The sequence below is a fragment of the Niveispirillum sp. BGYR6 genome, from assembly GCF_027568365.1.
Lineage (GTDB): Bacteria > Pseudomonadota > Alphaproteobacteria > Azospirillales > Azospirillaceae > Niveispirillum.
In genome coordinates, this window is the sequence record NZ_JANLNL010000006.1 from 52,126 (window position 1) to 70,767 (window position 18,642).

Genomic DNA, 18,642 nt, shown 5'->3' on the forward strand with positions numbered 1-18,642 from the left:
ACCATGTCGGCGATGGCAAAGGCAGGGGCAAAGGCAGGCCAGTGGCTGCTGCTGGGGCTGGCTACCGCCGCCCTGGTGCCGGGGCTGAAACTGGCCGGGGTGCCGGCGGCCCTGCTGCTGGGGCCGCTGCTGGCGGGCATCGCCTGCGGGTTGGCCGGTTTTGCCATCCGTCCCCCCAAGCTTGGCCTGTTATGTAGCTACACCATTATCGGCTGTCTGGTCGCGGTGGCGCTGGGTGGTGCGGTGGGGCCGGCGATGCTGGCACGGTTGCCCCTGCTGCTGGCGATGGGGGCGGCCACGTTGCTGGCCAGTGGCGGGCTGGGCTGGCTGGTGGCCCGGTGGGGCTGGTTCCATGGCACGACCGCCGTCTGGGGTCTGTCCCCCGGCGGGGCGGCGGGCATGGTGGCCCTGGCGCAGGAACAGGGGGGCGATGGCCGGATGGTCGCCATCATCCAATATCTGCGGATATTGCTGGTGACCGGTTCGGCCATCGCTTTGGCCCATATGCTCACCGGATCCGCCGCCACGCCGCCGCTGGCAAGCTGGTTGCCCGCCCCGGACCTGCCGGGATTGCTGGAAACCCTGGGTTTGGCGAGCCTGGGCGTGGTGGCGGCCCGGCTGTTCCGTTTTCCCGCCGGTGCCTTTCTGGTGCCGGGGTTGATCGGTGCGGCGTTTATTGCCGCCGGCTGGACAAGCCCGGCCGTGCCGCCCCTGCTGGCCGCCGCTGCCTATGCCGTCATCGGCTGGAATATTGGGCTCAGTTTCACGCGGGACACGCTGACCGATTGTGCCCGCGCCCTGCCGCGCATCCTGTTGGCCTGTGCGTTGCTGATCGGTCTCTGTGCCGGTCTGGGGGTTCTGGTCAGCCTGATCTGCGATGTCGATTGGCTGACCGGCTATCTGGCCACGACACCGGGCGGCATCGATGCCATCCTGATCATCGGGACCACGGTACCGGTTGATCTGCCTTTCATCCTGTCGGCGCAGGTGCTGCGGGTCTTGCTGGTTCTATTGGTCGGGCCGGCACTCGCCACCTATGTCGCCCGCCACGTCAACTGATACCAGTGGCTTGGAAGTGTGACCGATGGTCACGCTTCCAAGCCCTTCAATCGCCAGCGCCCACATCCGTGGGCTCGGGCTTCTGCCGCATGAGCGGCGCGGCGGCAGTCGCCGCCGTATCATCGGTCAAAAATTTTGACCGATGATACGATCATCAAAAAAATGGGAGGAAAACCATGTCTGATATTGAAAATATCCCAGACGGCATGTCCGCGGCGGAATGGCGGCTGCGGGTCGATCTGGCCGCCGCCTTCCGGTTGGTGGCGCTCTATGGCTGGGATGACCTGATCTTCACCCATCTTTCCGTGCGCGTTCCGGGTCCGGACCATCATTTTCTGATCAACCCCTATAATCTGATGTTTGAGGAGATCACGGCCTCTTCCCTGGTGAAGATCGATGTGGAGGGCAGGGCAGTTGATCCCACGCCGCATATGGTCAACCCGGCCGGCTTCACCATCCATTCCGCCATCCATATGGCGCGAGAGGATGCGCAGGCGGTGATCCATCTGCACACCCCGCACGGTCAGGCGGTGTCGGCGATGCGCGACGGGCTGCTGCCCTATACCCAGACGGCGATGATCGCCCATCACGATCTCGCCTTCCATGAATATGAAGGGATCGCCACCGATCTGGCTGAGCGTGCGCGGCTGGTGGCGGATCTGGGCGGCCATAATCTGATGCTGTTGCGCAATCATGGCACGCTGGCCGTCGGTGCCTCCATCGCCATTGCCTTCCTGCGCATCTATTTCCTGGAACGGGCGTGCGAGGCGCAGGTGCATATGCTGGCCGCCGGGCGCGATAACCTGTACCCGCCGCCGGCGGGCGTCGCCGACAAGGTGCGCCAGCAATCCTCCGGTCCCATGGTTGACATGGCGGCGGAAAGGCTGGCCTGGCCGGCCTTGCTGCGCCGGCTGGACCGGGCCAATCCCGGTTTCCGGTGCTGATCGGGGGGCGGCCGATGCTGGGTGTGGTCAGGCTTCTGGAAGTTGACCCCTGGTTCGCCGGCTTGCCGCCGGGCTGCCGGGGTTGGTTTGCAGCCGCCGCGCGCAAAGAAAAACTGGTGGATGGCCAGTGTGTCTACCGGGCCGGCGATCCGCCCAGCGGTCTTTTTCGGGTCTTGTCCGGGGAGGTGCGGCTGGTTTCATACCCGGAAACCGGGCGACCATTAATCAATCTCGCCGCCCGAACGGGCTGTTGGTTTGGCGAATTGTCCATTCTGGATGGCGGGCCGCGCCCGCATGATGCCATTGCCGCCGGCCGCTCCCTTGTTCTGCATATTCCCCTGGCCGACATCCAGGCCATGGGCCGGGCCAATCCGGCCCTTTACCAGCATATCGCCCTGCTGGCCTGCCAGCAGCATCGCGCCACGATTGACCATATCGGGCTGATGCTGCTGCGCAGCCCACCCGCCCGGCTGGCGCATGTGCTTTTAAGAATGGCCGGCGAAGCCCCTTGCCAGCAGCTGGTGCGGATCAACCGCGAGGAACTGGCCTGCCGGATCGGGATGCCGCGCGATCGGCTCAGCCGGCTGCTGGAGATGGCAGAACAGGGCGGCCTCATCCGCACCGTCCATGGGCGGATCGAAATCCTTAATTTTGAAGGGCTTTCCTCCCTGACCTGATCAAGCCCTGCCGTCTGTCAATCAGGCAGGCGAAGGGAACTTGTGCGTCTGAGTCAAATTTTGCATCCAAAAACTTGACTTAATGAATTCAATAAACCACTCTCCCTTCCACGGCCTTGATGAAGGCCCCAATCACCTGGATTGAGCATGATGGACGGTCCGATCAAAATCCTGGTCCCCACCGGGTCGCTGGGCGCTGGCGCGCGTGAAGATGAGGTGCGCTATGGCATCGCCTGTGGTGCCCATGCCATCGCCACCGATGCCGGCTCCACCGACAGCGGGGCGGCCTATCTGGCGCTGGGTATCTCCAAGAATAATCGCGGCTCCGTGAAGCGCGACCTGACCATCCTGATGCGGGCGGCGGCGGATGCGGGTATCCCGCTGATTGTCGGCACCAGCGGCCAGGCCGGCGGCGACCGCAACCTGGACTGGACCCGCGATATCGCCCTGGAGGTGGCGCAGGAACTGGGCCTGCGTCCCAAGATCGCCCTGCTTTATTGCGAGCAGGAGAAGGAAACGCTGAAACGTTACAACAAGACGGGGAAGGTCAGCCCGCTGCCGCCCCTGGGTCCGCTTGCGGATGCGACCATAGACGCCTGCGACCATATCGTCGCCGTCATGGGCCCAGAACCCTATATGGCCGCCCTGGCCGCCGGTGCTGATATCATCCTGGGGGGGCGCACCACCGACACGGCGGTGCTGGCCAGTTTCGCCCTGCTGAAGGGGGCCGATGTCGGTGCCGCGTGGCACGCGGCGAAAATCGCGGAATGCGGGGCGCAATGCACCGTTTCCCCCATTGCCAGCGCCGGCGTCCTGATCAGTATCGGTGCCGGTGGGTTCGAGGTGGAGCCGCTGTCCCCGGACAATCGCTGCAGCCCGGAAAGCGTTTCCGCTCACATGCTGTATGAAAACAGCAATCCCTTCCTGCTGACCGAACCCGGCGGCGTGCTGGATGTGACGGCAGCGGTCTATCGCCAGCGCGATGCAAGAACGGTGGCGGTCACCGGATCGGTCTGGAGACCGCAGCCCTATACAATGAAGCTGGAAGGGGCGGGCAGCCGGCGGTTCCAGACCATCATGCTGATCGGCATCCAGGACCCGCACGTCCTGGCGAATGTGGATGCGTTTCACGACCGGATGCTGGCCGCCCTTTATGACCGGGTTCACAAGACCATTGGCCCGGCGGCGGGCGATTTCCATATCTCCCTGCGCCTCTATGGTTGGAACGCGGTCTCCGGTGACAGGCCGCCACCGGGCACGGCGGCCCCGCGGGAAATCGGCGTGCTGTTCGTCGCCACCGCCGACAGCCAGGAAATGGCCGCGCAGATCGCCAAGGCCTGTAACCCCTATTTCTTCCATTTCCCCGTGCTGATGGATGAGGAATTGCCCAGCTACGGCTTTGCCTTCAGCCCGGCGGATATTGATCGCGGCCCGGTCTACGAGTTCCTGCTGAACCATGTGGTGGCGCTGGATGACCCGATGGAACTGGTGCGCACCGTGTGGATCGACATGGCCCAAGAGGAGGCGGTGTGATGGTCAAGCTTAAAGATGTCTGCCGCCATGTCCGGTCGAAGAATGCCGGTCCCTTCTGGGTTACCTTTGATCTGTTTTTCGATGGGGCGGAAAAATTCCGCGCCTATCACGCCCATCCCGCCCTGGGGCCGGACACGTTCCAGCGCCTCTATGGGGCCGACCCGGCGCTGGTGCAGCATTACCCGGTGCCCAGCCTGAATATGGTGAAAATCTCCCACGCCCGAACCAGCCCGCAAGGGGGGATGGTGGAGCGCGACATGCATTGCGGTCAGCAGTTCGTGCGGCTGCTGGATGTCGAGCTGGCCTAATTTATTCGAGTTCCGGGCGGCTATTGGAACGGCATCGTTCCAGCCAGTGCCCGTTAAAGGGAGCCTCCGGGCCTGATGAGCCCGAACAGGTGGCAATCAATAAGGGTGGCTTGAGCGCGACAGCAAGATCGCCGCAGCCCCCGTCCCTGGGAGGGACGACGTCCTTCTTTCACGAGGAGAATTGATCATGCGAGGCCTCCGCCTCCCTTTCCTGCTGGCTGCCTGGGCGGCCGGCACCCCGGTGCTTGCCGATGAAGCACCGGCGCGGCAATGGTCAGCTGAACTGGTTGCGGGCGTTGGTGCCCGCCCGGATTATCTCGGCTCCGACGATATGGAGCTGACCCCCTATGTCGAGGGCCGGTTTGCCTATGACCGCTATTTCCTGGAAGCCCAAGGCATGAAGCTTAGCCTTGGTATGGAATTGACCCCGCATCTGGCCTTGGGGCCGATGGTGGATTTTGCCAATGGCCGCGACGACAAGGTCAAGAATGACCGCGTCGCCCTGCTGCCGGAAATTGATGATGCGGTCGAAACCGGCGGCTTTATCCGCTATGGCTGGCAGGGCATCTTCAGCGGCCGGGACGAATTGACCCTGGATGCGACATATCAGGTGGATGTTTCCGACACCCATGATGGTGCCATCGGCTCGGTCGGGTTGACCTATGGGCGCAAGCTGGGGGACCGCTGGTCGGTGGGCACCAGCGTACGCCTGACCTATGTTGATGATAAATACGCCAAAACCTATTTCGGCATCACCCCGGCGGCATCCACCGTCAGCGGTCTTCCTGTCTACAATCCTGGCGGTGGCGTGCGCGATGTCGGTATCAGCGCCAAGGTGGGTTACGCGCTGAGCGAAAACTGGAGTGTGCAGTTATTGGGCAATTACAAACAGTTGATGGGCGATTTCAAGGATAGCCCCATCGTGGATCTGGAAGGCAGCGCCAGCCAGCTCTCCGGTGCGATCGCCATCGGCTACCGTTTCTGATCATCGCCTTCGGGCGCCATCGCCGGTTCCCTATCGGCGGTGGCGCTTTCTATTCCACCTGTCAGCGGGGAATGACGATGGCGTGCAGGCGGCGCTTTGTGGTCAGGACATGGTCCACCATCAGGCGCTGGGCCAGAGCGGCATCCTCCTGCCGGAAGGCGGTCAGCAAGGTTTCATGTTCCGCTTGGGATTCCAGAATATGGGCGGGTGGCGTAGCCGGCAATTGCCGGTGCCGGGGTGCGATGCTGGCGGCCAGGCTGGGGCACAGGCGTGCCGCATCACCCAGGATGGGATAGATCAGGGTCATGCGCACGGCATTGCGCAAAACCTCGTTGCGTGACGCAATCATGATCGAGCGGTGGAACTGACGGTTCAACTCGTACCAAGCGCATTCAATCGGTTCGGACCATTCACCCCGATCAAGAATGGCGCGGGCCTGCGCCACCAGATCGGCGGAGCGCTGCAAGGCATCGGGCTCCCAGCCCAGTTCCACGGCGGCGCGGGCAGCCATGCCTTCCAGGGTGGCCCGCACCTCGATACTGTCGAACACATCACCGATGGTCACGGCACGAACCGTATAGCCGCGATTGACGCTGTACTTCACCAAACCCTCTGCCGACAGCACGGCCAATGCGCTGCGGATGGGGGTGCGCGATACGTCCAGCAGGGTGGCCAGCGCCTCGGCGCGCAGCTTGCTGTCCGGCGCGATCTTGCCGGTCACGATCATCTCGCGCAGGCGCATCAGGACGGAATGGGTGGCCGGCTCGGTCTGCTGCGGATCGGCCAGGGTATCCTCCTGCTCCGGCCCATCCATCGTCACCATTTCGGTTTCGCCCACAAAAGCCCCCATAGTCACCGCCAAGCCGGCGTCATCCTGCCTCTGTTAAAGCAATCGTCCCGGCATCATGCAACCTGAAAGCCCCGATCCCGCTCAGCGACCATCGGCGACAATGCTGCCGGGCGGCGGCGTTTCCCCTTTCAACACGGCGACGATGGAGCGGGCGGCGACCAGATTGGTCCGTGCCAGCCCTTCATGGGAGGAAGCGGCAGCGTGCGGGGTGGCCACCACATTGGGCAAGGCCAGCAGCGCATCGGTGATGGGCCGATAGGTTGGATCACCTTCACTGACAAAGACATCCAGCCCGGCCCCCCCAAGATGGCCGCTGCGCAATCCCTCCAGCAAGGCGGCGTCATCGACCAGCCCGCCGCGGGCGGTATTGACCAGGATGGCACCCTGCTTCATGGCAGCGATGGCGGCGGCATTGATCAGGAACCGGGTCTGGGGCGTCAGGGGGGCGTGCAGGCTGATATAGTCGCTCTCTAGCAAAATCTGATCCAGGTCGGTGAACTGAACCCCCGCTTGGCTGGCATAATCGGGATCAGGGGTGCGCGTATGGACAAGGATTTTGGTGTCAAAGCCAGACAGCCGGCGCACGACGCTTTTGCCGATCCGGCCCAAACCCACCAGCCCGACGGTCTTTTCACACAGATCGCTGCCGCTGCGGATCGACCAGTCGCCAGCCACCATGCGGGCTTGTGATTCCCGGAAACGACAGCCGACAGCCAGCATCAGGCCGATTGTGTGGTCAGCGACCGACGCATCATTACCGCCTGCGGCGATGGTCACGACGCGCCCCAGTTCGCGCGCGGCTTCCACATCCACCCGGTCATATCCAACCCCCCGTCGGGCAATCACCTGCAAACCGGGCAGGGCCTGCAGCAAATCCCGGGTGACCCGCGCATGGCCAACGATCCAGCCGACGGCACCATCCAGTTTCTGGCACAGGGTACCGCTGTCCAGATCACCGTCGCCCAGGCCCGGCGGCAGCGGCACAACCTCAACAGTGAAACCATGTGTCTCAAGATAGGCGCGGGAACGATCATCAAAGAAGCGCTGGGTGACGACAATTTTCCGGTTCGCAGGAGATGACATGGGATCGGCTCATAATCTGGGAAAACGCATGTCACTATATTATTGCATCCAAAAATATTTCAATATGAATCCAAAAAAGCACTGACATGACAGATGGGAAAAACCGCCGTTGACAGGAAAAAGGGGGCTTCAGGATCAGCCCGCGTTGAAAGTGCCTTGGGCCAGATCGTGATAGGTGGGGGTCCAGAGGGCGCCCAACATATCGGCATCGGGTATGGTATCCGGAGCCAGTTGGCCGGCACGTACCATATCCGCCACCAGCTGTTGCGCCTGCGCCAGATGGGGACGGCTGTCCGCCGCCTTGGCTGCCTCTGCCTTCACCAAGGTGGTGGCGATCAGTTCGGCCGGCTGGCCGACATAGCAGGGTTCCGCCAGCAGCTGCGCCAGCGCCCCATGGTTGGCCGGGTCATGGCACCAGCTTGCCGCGCGCACCATGGCCCGGACCAGGGCAACCGTTCGATCCCGGTGCGGCGTGGCCTGGTCCGCCCGCAAGGCCAGCACCTTTTCCACGCCACCGGGCCGGATATCGGCCTTGGTCGCAACGATAAGGCCGGCGCCGCGCGCCACCGCCAGTGCGTTCCACGGTTCCCCGGCGCAATAGCCGTCGATCCAGCCGCTGGTCAGGCTTTCCACCATGCGCGGCGGGGCGACGATGCCGATATTGACGTCCGTCCGCGTATCGATCCCGCCGTCGGACAGCCAGTTCAGCAATTCATAATGATGGCAGGAGAAGGGGAAGACCGTTGCAAAGGATAATGGTGCCAGCCCGCGCGCCCGGTCAGCATCGATAACCTGCCGCAACGCGCGGGCCCGCTGCGCGGGGGGGCCGGCCATGATTGCTGGTGCCACGGCCATCATGCGGGCGTGGAGTGCTGCTGACAGGGTGATGGCATTATTGCCCAGGCCCAATGTCATCGGCACCACCAGCGGCACAGCGGGTATTCCAGCGATGCCCTGATGCATGGCCAGGGCCAGCGGTGCCAGCAGATGGGCGCCATCCACCAAGCCAAAGGCCAGCTTGTCACGCAGGGCCGCCCAGGAATTTGCCCGCTCCAGCACAAGATCAATACCTTCCGCTGCCGCGAACCCCTGTTCCGCCGCCACCACGGGAATGGCGCAATCCACCAGCGGCGCGAAGCCCAGCTTGACGATGTCGGCCATCCTCACAACTCCATCTCGAACGCGGTGATCACGCTCTGGGCGATATCGGCCAGCTTGCGGTTCTGCTTCATGGCCGTGCGCCGCATCAGCGTATAGGCATCCTCTTCCGACAAGCCCCGGTTTTTCATCAGCAGGCCCTTGGCGCGTTCCACCAGCTTGCGGTCCTGCAATTTGGCCTGCGCCTCGTCCCGTTCCCGGCGCAGCCGGTCAAAGGCGTTGAAGCGGCTGACCGCCGTTTCCACAATCGGCTTGATCCGGTCCTGCCGCAAGCCATCCACCACATAAGCGCTGACGCCAGCCTCAATGGCGGCATGGATCATCTGGCTGTCGCTCTGGTCCACGAACATGGCGATGGGCCGCTGCACCAGCCGGCTGACCTGGAACATCTGTTCCAGCGTGTCGCGGTCTGGGTTTTCCAGATCAATGATGATGACATCCGGGGCCAGCGCCTGGATGCGGGCCAGCAGATTGACCGAAGGCCCGATGGTGGAAACGCGCACCCAACCGGCTTCCACCAGCCCACGCTCCACCACCGCCGCCCGGTCGGGGCTGCCATCAATGATCAGGATGGAAAGATCGGCATTGCCCATGGTCGGTTTTTTGGTGCCTGTTTCGTTGGCTGTTTGCGGAGATCGTAGAGAGTTTCGGGTGCAGTAAGGTACGGATGACTTGAGGGGAAACCTTCCACTCCTCTCCACCGTCACCCCGGCACAGGCCGGGGTGACGGTGACGATGGGCTATCCGTGTATGGGGTGGCACCCGCCGATGCCACCCCATTCCCCTTACTCCGCGGCCACCACCACGCCACCCGTCTGCCGTGCCGCTGCATCCCGTTCGGCCAATGCCGCTTCCAGCCGGCGCTTTTCCTCCGCCGCCACCTCGGGCGAGAAGCGGATGGCCAGTGCCGCGAAAGAAGCAACGGTAACGCCGATCCCCAGATAGAACAGTCCTTGCTGATAGCTTAGGCTTTCAGATTTGAATAGGAACCCGGCAACCACCGCACCCATATTGCCGCCGGCGCCAACAATGCCGGCCACGGCCCCCAGTGCCTTGCGGTTGATGAAGGGGACGATGCCAAAGGTGGCACCACAGCCCAGTTGCACAAAGATGGAGAACATCATCATGGCTGCTACGGCGGCGACCAAAACCCCCATCTGGGAGAACAGGATGAGCGCCAGCCCTTCCAGGAACAGCACAGCAAACAGCAGCAGCACCCGGCCCCGCAGGCCCGATTTGGTTGCCAACCGGTCAGAGATGAAGCCGCCCAGCGTGCGGGCAAACAGGCACATGGCACCGAACAGACCGGCAATCATGCCGGCGGTGGCCAGATCCAGCTTGAACTTGTCGAAGAAATAGATCGCCGCAATATTGTGCAGTGTCAGTTCCACCCCGAAACAGGCACCATAGGCGATGAACAGCGCCCAGACACGGATATCGCGGGCGGCCACGGCGAAGCTCTGCAGGCCGCCCAGCCCATCGCGCCCGGCAGCCAGCGCACCGCTGGACCGCAGTTCAGCGAAATTGCCCTCCGGGCAATCCTGGGTGAAGTTCCAGTAAAGCCAGGCCGCCGCCAGCAGCACCAGCCCCGGCACCACCATGGCCAGACGCCAGCCCATGGTCTGTTCCACGCCCAGCGACACGATGGCCGCCATGATCAGCGGCATCATCATCTGGGTGATCCCGCCGCCCAGATTGCCCCAGCCGGCCGTGGTGGCATTGGCCGTGCCCACCACATTGGGCGCGAACATCACCGAGGTATGATACTGGGTGATGACGAAAGAGGCACCGATGGCCCCAATCGCCAGCCGGGCCAGCAGGAAGGTTTCATAGGAATGGGCCAGCCCGATGCACATCACCGGGATGGAGCCCAGCACCAGCAGCCCCGTATAGGTTTTACGCGGCCCCAACCGGTCGCAAAGCGGCCCGATCAACAACCGCACCAGCACCGTGATGGCGACCGAGGCAATGATGGTATTGCCGATCTGGGCCTTGGTCAGGTCTAAATCCTCCCGCACCACCGCCATCAGGGGGGCGATGCCGAACCAGCCGAAAAAGCAGAGAAAGAACGCGAACCACGTCAGGTGAAAGGCGCGCATTTGCACTGTCTTCAAGGAGAACAGGTCGATGCGCGTTGCTTTATGCCGGATTTCCATCGTGCGAGCCCCTACGTCCCGGGCCGCTGGCGCTTGATTGTCCGCGCGCGGCCGCTTGAGTTCACCCGTCGGGCCATCCGCACCGTCACGATATCCAACACGATATCATCCACGCTGCGGGCGGCCATGCGATAAGGCACCTGTCGCCGATCCGGCCGGGGGGCCGTGTGATCGGTTTCAGGCGCCATTGCCTGGTCGTCCGCCATTGGACGATGTCGTTTCTCTCCCTGCGTCGGGAGCGCTGCACTATCAGCAACGGTCATGCCAATTCCGGTGCAATGCGGTAGGGGGTTGATGAATAAGGATAATCACGCTTTTGGCCCTGGATCGGTGCAAGGGAGGACTGTTCGCTGTTGCACAAATTAAAGGCTTCCGTCGGCAGCTGCCTTGATTTTGCGCAATAATTATCCGCGCTCCTTGTCCTGCTTTCAGCCTCATATTTTAAGGTTCAAGCCTTATCAAACGGTTAGCGTCCTGTGCCCCGGTTGGCACGGCTTTCGCTAAGATCAGGGCAGGCCAGCAACGCTGCTGGCCCCTGCCGCCCTGGAAGGGGTGGCACCATAGGGTGCCCAAGGCCGGGCCCCACCGGATAATGGCGTCCGAACATGTGACTGATCCCTTGCGGGTCGGCTGCATGGTCGGACGCCTTTTTTATTGCGCATTTTTTGCGCGAGCGAGGATGGACCGACATGACGACCAACCATTCTTCTCCCCCCGACGGCGCCCCCAAGCCCCGCCTTGTCGTGATCGGCAACGGCATGGCCGGTATCCGCGCCGTGGAAGAATTGCTGGACCGGGCTCCCGGCCTTTATGACATCAGCGTCTTTGGCGCCGAACCACGGGTCAATTACAACCGCATCATGCTGTCGCCGCTGCTCTCGGGGGAAAAGACCTTCGACCAGATCGTCATCAATGATCGGGATTGGTACAGCGACAACGGCATTACATTGTATGCCGGCGACGCGGTGGAGATGATTGATCGCCAGCGGCAGGTCGTCATCACAAAATCCGGCTTGGAATGCCCCTATGACCGGCTGCTGATCGCCACCGGCTCCATGCCCATCGTCATTCCCATTCCCGGTGCCCGCCTGCCCGGCGTTGTCACCTTCCGCGATGTGGATGATGTGGATACCATGCTGGCCGCCAGCGCCAAGGGCGGCCATGCCGTGGTGATCGGCGGTGGCTTGCTGGGGCTGGAAGCCGCTGTCGGGCTGAAGGCGCGCGGCATGGATGTGACGGTGTTGCATCTGGCCGGCCATCTGATGGAACGCCAGTTGGATGCCTCTGCCGGCCATCTGCTGGCCAAGGAACTGGAACGGCGCGGGCTGACCGTGCTGACCGGGGCTGACACGGCCGCCATTTTGGGCGACAGCCATGTCACCGGCGTGGCCCTGAAGGATGGCACCGAACTGCCCGCCGATCTGGTGGTGATGGCTGTCGGCATCCGCCCGGATACAAGGCTGGCCACATCCGCCGGGCTGGAGGTGGGGCGCGGCATCCTGGTGGATGACCATATGGTCACCAGCGACCCCGCCATCATGGCGGTGGGTGAATGCGTGCAGCATCGTGGCTCCTGCTACGGCCTGGTGCAGCCGCTGTTTGAGATGGCCAAGGTGCTGGCCGACCATCTGGCCGGGCGCAAGGGCGTTGGCTATGCCGGCTCCGTCACCTCCACCAAGCTGAAAGTCACCGGCGTGGATGTGTTCTCCGCCGGCGATTTCAGCGGCGGTCCGGGGACCGAAGATATCGTGTTCCGCGATGCCGGGCGCGGCATCTATAAGCGGATCGTGTTGGAAGAAGGCCGCATCAAGGGGGCGGTGCTGTATGGCGATACCGGTGATGGTGGCTGGTATTTCCAACTGTTGAAGGCGGGGGAGGATGTCTCCCCGCTGCGTGATACGCTGATCTTCGGTCAGGGTTTCGCACCCACGGAAGGCGGTGCGGCAAACCCTACCGCCGCCGTTGCGGCGCTGCCTGATACGGCGGAAATCTGCGGCTGCAACGGCGTCTGCAAGGGCACCATCGTCAAGGCGATCAATGAGAAGGGCCTGACCACGCTGGATGCGGTGAAGGCCTGCACCAAGGCATCGGCTTCGTGTGGTTCCTGCACCGGTCTGGTGGAGGGCTTGCTGGCCCATACGCTGGGCGGGGATTATCAGGCCGCCGGCGTCAAGCCGATGTGCAAATGCACGGACCATGACCATGACAGCGTGCGCCGCCTGATCCGCGTGCAGGGGCTGAAATCCATCCCCGATGTGATGCAGGCGCTGGAATGGAAGACGTCCGATGGCTGTCATTCCTGCCGCCCGGCGCTGAACTATTATCTGTTGGCCTCCTGGCCCGGTGACTATATCGATCACGCCGCCAGCCGCTTCGTGAATGAACGGGTCCACGCCAATATCCAGAAGGACGGCACCTATTCCGTGGTGCCGCGCATGTGGGGCGGGCTGACCAATGCCAGCGAGTTGCGCGCCATCGCCGATGTGGTGGAGAAGTTTGACATCCCCACCGTGAAGGTCACGGGTGGCCAGCGTATCGACCTGCTGGGTGTGAAGAAGGATGATCTTCCCGCCGTCTGGGCAGACCTGAATGCGGCGGGCATGGTCTCCGGCCACGCCTATGGCAAGTCGCTGCGCACGGTGAAAACCTGTGTCGGGTCGGACTGGTGCCGCTTTGGCACGCAGAAATCGCTGGAGGTCGGCGTCAATCTGGAACGCATGACCTGGGGTTCCTGGACGCCACACAAGTTCAAGATGGCCGTTTCCGGCTGCCCGCGGAATTGCGCAGAGGCCACCATCAAGGATTTCGGCGTCATCGCCACCGATGGCGGCTTCGATCTGCTGGTCGGCGGCAATGGTGGCATCAAGCTGCGCGGCACCGACCTGCTGGCCAAGGTGACGACGGAAGCGGAGGTGCAGGAATATTGCGCCGCCTTCATGCAGCTTTACCGCGAAGAAGCACATTACCTGGAACGCACGGCCCCCTGGATTGAGCGGGTGGGGCTGGATTTTGTGAAGGCGCGGGTGGTGGATGACTCAGAAAACCGCCGTGCCCTGCATGAACGGTTCCTGGCCAGCCAGCGCCATGCCCAGGTCGACCCCTGGGCCGAACGCGCCCCCGGCACCGCCGCCGCCCGTGACTTCCGCACGCTTGCTACTGTGGAGTGACCATCATGCACCGTCCGCTTGATTGGAAAGATATTGGCCAGCTCTGCGACATTCCGGTGCAGGGCGCGCGGCGGGTGGAACACCCGGCTGGCCGTATCGCCGTGTTCCGTACCATCGATGATCAGGTCTTCGCCCTGCGCGATGAATGCCCGCACAAGAAGGGGCCTCTGTCAGAAGGCATTGTCCACGGCCATGCCGTGACCTGCCCGCTGCATAATTGGGTGATCGACCTTGCCACCGGTGCGGCGACCGGCCCGGATGAAGGCTGCACCGGCCATATCCCGGTGCGGGTGGAGGGGGATCGGGTGCTGCTGGGGTTGGTGGGGTAGGGGGGCATTCCTCTTTCGCAATTCCATCTTAATTGCCTCCCCCGCGAAAGCGGGGGTCCAGGGGCCAAGGGCACCAAAGCGTTGTTCTGATGGCCCTGGACCCCCGCTTTCGCGGGGGAGGCAGGAAAGAGCAAGCGGCGCTGTCCGGCTCGATGTTCACGACAGACTCCCCCCAACCCGGAGCCCCCATGTCCACCCCCGAAATCCGCACCACCTGTCCTTATTGCGGCGTTGGCTGTGGCGTGATCGTCAGTGCCACGCGCGATGGCTGGGCTGTGGGTGGTGATCCCGACCATCCTGCCAACAAGGGACGCCTCTGCTCCAAGGGGGCGGCCCTGATTGATACCGTCACGGCGGAGGCCAAGGGCGATGTACGCCTGACCCAGCCGATGGTGGATGGCAAGCCCATCCCCTGGGACAGCGCCATCCGCGCCGTGGCTGACCGGCTGTTGGCCACCCTGGCCGACCATGGGCCGGATGCCGTCGCCTTCTACGTCTCCGGCCAGTTGCTGACGGAGGATTACTATGTCGCCAACAAGCTGATCAAAGGCTTCATCGGCAGCCCGCATATCGACACCAATTCCAGGCTCTGCATGGCGTCTACCGTCGCCGGGCACAAACGCGCGTTTGGGGCCGATGTGGTGCCGGGATGTTATGAGGATCTGGAACTGGCCGATCTGGTGGTGCTGGTCGGCTCCAACCTCGCCTGGTGCCATCCGGTGCTGGCCCAGCGGTTGCGTGCGGCGCGCCAGCAGCGTAGCACCCGCGTGGTGTTGATCGACCCGCGCGCCACGGCCAGTTCGGACTTGGCCGATCTGCATCTGGCCCTGAAACCCGGCAGCGATGTCGCCCTGTTCAACGGTCTGCTGGCCCATCTGGAACAGGCCGGTGCCATCGACCGCGACTATGCGCTCCGCCATGTGCAGGGGCTGGAGGCAGCGCTGGAGGCAGCATACGCCGATGCCGCCGATGTGGCGGAAAGCTGCGGCCTGGACCCCGCCGACCTCACCACCTTCTACGACTGGTTCACCGCCACGCCGCGCACCGTCACTGTGTTCAGCCAGGGGGTCAACCAGTCCTCACGCGGGACGGACAAGGTGAATGCCATCCTGAATGTGCATCTGGCCACGGGCCGGGTGGGCAAGCCGGGTTCCAGCCCCTTTTCCGTCACCGGCCAGCCCAATGCCATGGGCGGGCGGGAGGTGGGGGGGCTGGCCAACCAGTTGGCGGCCCATATGAACCCCGATGACCCGCTGGATGTGGAACGGCTGCGCCGGTTCTGGAAGGCACCGGCGCTGAAGGGCGGCCAGGGGTTGAAGGCGGTGGACATGTTCCGCGCCATCCGCGACGGGCGGATCAAGGCTTTGTGGATCATGGCCACCAACCCCGCCGTCAGCCTGCCGGAATCCGATCTGGTGCGCGAGGCGCTGGCCTTGTGCTCCACGGTGATTGTTTCCGATATCGTCACGGATACCGACAGTCTGCGCCATGCCCATATCCGCCTGCCGGCGCTGGGCTGGGGGGAGAAGGACGGCACCGTCACCAATTCCGAACGGCGGATTTCCCGCCAGCGCGCTTTCCGGGCCGGACCGGGGGAGGCGAAACCGGATTGGTGGATCATGACCCAGGTGGCCAGGGCCATGGGTTTTGCGGCGGCCTTCTCCTATCGCACGGCGGTGGAGATTTTCCGCGAACATGCCGCCCTGTCGGATTTTGAAAATGATGGCTTGCGCGCCTTTGATATCGGCGCCATGGCGCGGGTACGGGACGGCGATTACCAGCAGATGGCCCCCTTCCAATGGCCCCTGCCGGCGGGGGCCAAGCGGGGAACAGACCGGCTTTATGGCGACGGGCGGTTCAGCCATGCCAATGGCAAGGCCCGCATGGTGGCGGTGCGCCAGCAGGCGCCGGTGGAACGGCCTTCCCTGCGCTTCCCCTTGATCGCCAATACCGGCCGTTATCGCGACCAATGGCACACCATGACCCGCACCGGGCTGGCCCCCCGCCTGTCGGCCCACCGGCCTGAACCGTTGCTGGAGATTAACCCGCAGGATGCCCTGGCCGCCGACCTGATGGAGGGCGATATCGCCCGCGTCACCAGCCTGCAGGGCGCTGTGCTGATGCGGGTGGCGGTGACGGAGGCGCAAGCCCAGGGGCAGATCTTCCTGCCCATGCACTGGAACGACAATTTTGCCAGCCATGGCGGGATCGGACGGCTGATCGCTGGCCATGTCGACCCCATCTCCGGCCAGCCGGAAAGCAAGCATGTGTCGGTGCGGGTGGAACGGCTGGTCACCCAATGGCAGGCCCTGCTGATGACCAGCCGCCCGCTGGACCTGTCCAACATCCCCTATTGGGTGCGCCGGGATGCCGGCCCGTGCCAGCATTACCGGCTGGCGGGCGACACCCTGCCGGTACTGGCAGAGCTGGCGGATTGCGAACATGTGGAATTCACCGATCCGGGCCGCTTCCTGGTCCGCCGGGCCTGGCTGGATCAGGGGCGGCTGGTGGCCTGCCTGTTCGCCGCCCCCGATCTGCCCAGCCTTGCCACCGACTGGCTGACCGGCCTGTTCACCCAGCCCACCCTGTCACCAACGGATCGCGCCCGGCTGCTGGCTGGACGTCGGCCAGAGGCCGATGCCTGTGCCACGAAAGGCGCGCTGATCTGCGCCTGCAACAATGTTGGCCGCCATGCCATCGACGCCGCCATCCGCAGCGGGAACGCCTGCTCAGCAGCCGATATCGGCCGTCTGACCGGGGCCGGCACCGGCTGCGGTTCCTGCCTGCCCGAGATCAAGGAGATTTTGCGCCATGTCGCACCTGTCGCCGCTGCCTGACCGGGCCGAACCCATGCCCTATTTCCCCATCTTTCTGGACCTGCGCGGACGGGTTGTGCTGCTGGTCGGCGGTGGGGAGGCTGCTGCCAGCAAGGCGCGGCTGTTGGCCCGAGCCGGTGCGGATATCCTGCTGGTGGCAGAAAATTTATCGCCTGAGATGGCCGAATTGGTGGACCAGGGTGCCATTTCCCGGATCGAACGGCAGTTCCGCCCCGGCCTGCTGGACGGTGCCACGCTCGCCTTCGACGGGGCTGGTGATGCTGAACTGACGGATCGCCTCCGCGCTGCTGCCTTTTCCCGCAATGTGTTGGTGAATGTCATCGACGTGCCGGACCAGTGCGATTTCACTGTTCCGGCCATCCTGGACCGGTCGCCGCTCATCATCGCCATTTCCACCGGGGGCGGTGCGCCGGCATTGGCGCGGAATATCCGGCAGCGGCTGGAACTGGCCATTCCCGCCTCTTATGCTGGGATCGCCCGTGCCGCGGCGCGGTGTCGCCAGCAGGTGCGGGCGGCCCTGGCGGGGTTCCGCGACCGTCAGCGTTTCTGGGACGCGCTTTTTACCGATGACCAGCTTATGGGCTTGCCGGAAGCCGCCGCCATTGAGGCCATCGAAACGGCCCTGGCAAAGCCGAGAAAACAGCCTCCCACCGGATCGGTCACCCTGGTTGGCGCCGGCCCCGGCGATCCCGGCCTGCTGACCGTAAAGGCCGTGCAGGCCATCGCCGCGGCCGATGTCATCTTGCATGACGCGCTGGTGCCCGACAGCATCCTGGCGCTGGCCCGCCGGGAAACCCGGCTGATCTCCGTCGGCAAGCGGGCCGGCTGCCGGTCAGTGCCGCAGGAATTCACCAACCGGCTGATGGTGAGTGAGGCCAGGCGGGGCCAGCGCGTTGTGCGGCTGAAAGGCGGCGATCCCTTCATCTTCGGTCGGGCCGGGGAGGAAGCGGCATTCCTGCGCGAACAGGGCGTGGGTGTGGAGATCGTGCCCGGCATCACCGCCGCCATGGGGGCGGCGGCGCAGCTGGGCATCCCCCTTACCCATCGCGGTGTCGCCCGGTCGCTGCGCATCGTTACCGCCCATTGCCGGACGGAAGCGGAAACCGACCTGATCGACTGGGCCAGCCTTGCCGATCCCTCCACCACCCTGGCACTCTATATGGGCCGCGATCGGTTATCGACCATTGCCGAAAACCTGATCGGGGCCGGCCTTCCCGCCCAGACGCCAGCGGCACTGGTGGCCAACGCAACGCGGCCGGATATGCAGGTGCAGTTCGCCCCTCTTACGGCCCTGGCAGGCGGGTCAGTTTTGATCGACGGCACCGCCCCCTCGCTTATCCTGATTGGCAATGCCGTGGCGCAAGCGCCGGGATGGGCGGCGGTTACCCCCCAGCTGTGCCGCCATGACGACCCGCCGCTCTATGGAATGTCGAATACATAAATGTTGACGAAAAGGGGGGGCGCTGGCCGAAACCGCCGATAAAACGGCCGAAGATGAAATGGACAGGCCCGCTTATGGCCGTCACAGTTGCCCGCAAATGTGCCATCAGCGCCTG

Annotated in this window: 15 protein-coding genes; 10 read left to right on the plus strand and 5 right to left on the minus strand. The window is 63.9% G+C overall.

Annotation, left to right across the window (positions count from 1 at the left end; translation table 11 throughout):
• Positions 1 to 3: 3 nt before the first annotated feature.
• The 6 genes from PCJ49_RS14255 to PCJ49_RS14280 all read left to right on the plus strand — a co-directional run bounded on the left by PCJ49_RS14255 (position 4) and on the right by PCJ49_RS14280 (position 5,506).
• Entirely contained in the window at positions 4 to 1,059 is a 1,056-nt protein-coding gene (locus PCJ49_RS14255; RefSeq protein WP_269911486.1) for an AbrB family transcriptional regulator, read from the plus strand.
• 176 nt (positions 1,060 to 1,235) lie between these two features.
• Positions 1,236 to 2,003 (plus strand): class II aldolase/adducin family protein, encoded by a 768-nt coding sequence (locus PCJ49_RS14260; protein WP_269911487.1) that lies wholly within the window; start codon positions 1,236 to 1,238, stop codon positions 2,001 to 2,003.
• 14 nt (positions 2,004 to 2,017) lie between these two features.
• Positions 2,018 to 2,680, plus strand: a complete 663-nt coding sequence (locus PCJ49_RS14265; RefSeq protein WP_269911488.1) for a Crp/Fnr family transcriptional regulator — start codon at positions 2,018 to 2,020, stop codon at positions 2,678 to 2,680.
• A 147-nt stretch (positions 2,681 to 2,827) separates the two neighbouring features.
• Entirely contained in the window at positions 2,828 to 4,213 is a 1,386-nt protein-coding gene (locus tag PCJ49_RS14270; RefSeq protein WP_269911489.1) for an acyclic terpene utilization AtuA family protein, read from the plus strand.
• Positions 4,213 to 4,521, plus strand: coding sequence for a DUF4387 domain-containing protein (locus PCJ49_RS14275; protein ID WP_269911490.1), 309 nt, complete (start codon positions 4,213 to 4,215; stop codon positions 4,519 to 4,521). Before PCJ49_RS14270 ends, PCJ49_RS14275 begins: the two co-directional genes overlap by 1 nt.
• Before the next feature lie 187 nt (positions 4,522 to 4,708).
• Positions 4,709 to 5,506, plus strand: a complete 798-nt coding sequence (locus PCJ49_RS14280) for a MipA/OmpV family protein (RefSeq protein WP_269911491.1) — start codon at positions 4,709 to 4,711, stop codon at positions 5,504 to 5,506.
• A 61-nt stretch (positions 5,507 to 5,567) separates the two neighbouring features.
• Here PCJ49_RS14280 and PCJ49_RS14285 read toward each other — a convergent pair whose 3' ends face one another.
• The 5 genes from PCJ49_RS14285 to PCJ49_RS14305 all read right to left on the minus strand — a co-directional run bounded on the left by PCJ49_RS14285 (position 5,568) and on the right by PCJ49_RS14305 (position 10,753).
• Complete coding sequence (locus tag PCJ49_RS14285; RefSeq protein ID WP_269911492.1) at positions 5,568 to 6,344, minus strand: GntR family transcriptional regulator; 777 nt, start codon at positions 6,342 to 6,344, stop codon at positions 5,568 to 5,570.
• A 93-nt stretch (positions 6,345 to 6,437) separates the two neighbouring features.
• Complete coding sequence (locus PCJ49_RS14290) at positions 6,438 to 7,439, minus strand: phosphoglycerate dehydrogenase (protein ID WP_269911493.1); 1,002 nt, start codon at positions 7,437 to 7,439, stop codon at positions 6,438 to 6,440.
• 135 nt (positions 7,440 to 7,574) lie between these two features.
• Complete coding sequence (locus PCJ49_RS14295) at positions 7,575 to 8,600, minus strand: CmpA/NrtA family ABC transporter substrate-binding protein (protein ID WP_269911494.1); 1,026 nt, start codon at positions 8,598 to 8,600, stop codon at positions 7,575 to 7,577.
• A gap of 2 nt (positions 8,601 to 8,602) precedes the next feature.
• Positions 8,603 to 9,190 (minus strand): ANTAR domain-containing protein, encoded by a 588-nt coding sequence (locus tag PCJ49_RS14300; protein ID WP_029013390.1) that lies wholly within the window; start codon positions 9,188 to 9,190, stop codon positions 8,603 to 8,605.
• 192 nt (positions 9,191 to 9,382) lie between these two features.
• A complete protein-coding gene (locus tag PCJ49_RS14305) occupies positions 9,383 to 10,753 on the minus strand; it encodes a NarK family nitrate/nitrite MFS transporter (protein ID WP_269911495.1) in 1,371 nt (456 codons plus the stop codon).
• Positions 10,754 to 11,442: 689 nt separating this feature from the next.
• On the opposite strand from PCJ49_RS14305, the gene nirB reads away from it, so the two are divergent.
• The 4 genes from nirB (at position 11,443) to cysG (ending at position 18,527) form a co-directional block, all read left to right on the plus strand.
• The gene (gene nirB / locus PCJ49_RS14310) at positions 11,443 to 13,920 is read left to right on the plus strand and encodes a nitrite reductase large subunit NirB (protein WP_269911496.1); all 2,478 of its coding nucleotides are present in this window, start codon (positions 11,443 to 11,445) and stop codon (positions 13,918 to 13,920) included.
• Between the two features lie 5 nt (positions 13,921 to 13,925).
• Positions 13,926 to 14,249, plus strand: a complete 324-nt coding sequence (gene nirD / locus PCJ49_RS14315; RefSeq protein WP_269911497.1) for a nitrite reductase small subunit NirD — start codon at positions 13,926 to 13,928, stop codon at positions 14,247 to 14,249.
• Positions 14,250 to 14,437: 188 nt separating this feature from the next.
• Positions 14,438 to 17,086 carry a nitrate reductase gene (locus PCJ49_RS14320; protein WP_269911498.1) on the plus strand — a complete coding sequence of 883 codons (2,649 nt, stop codon included), beginning with the start codon at positions 14,438 to 14,440 and terminating at the stop codon, positions 17,084 to 17,086.
• The gene (gene cysG, locus PCJ49_RS14325) at positions 17,061 to 18,527 is read left to right on the plus strand and encodes a siroheme synthase CysG (RefSeq protein WP_269911499.1); all 1,467 of its coding nucleotides are present in this window, start codon (positions 17,061 to 17,063) and stop codon (positions 18,525 to 18,527) included. Before PCJ49_RS14320 ends, cysG begins: the two co-directional genes overlap by 26 nt.
• Positions 18,528 to 18,642 lie beyond the last annotated feature (115 nt).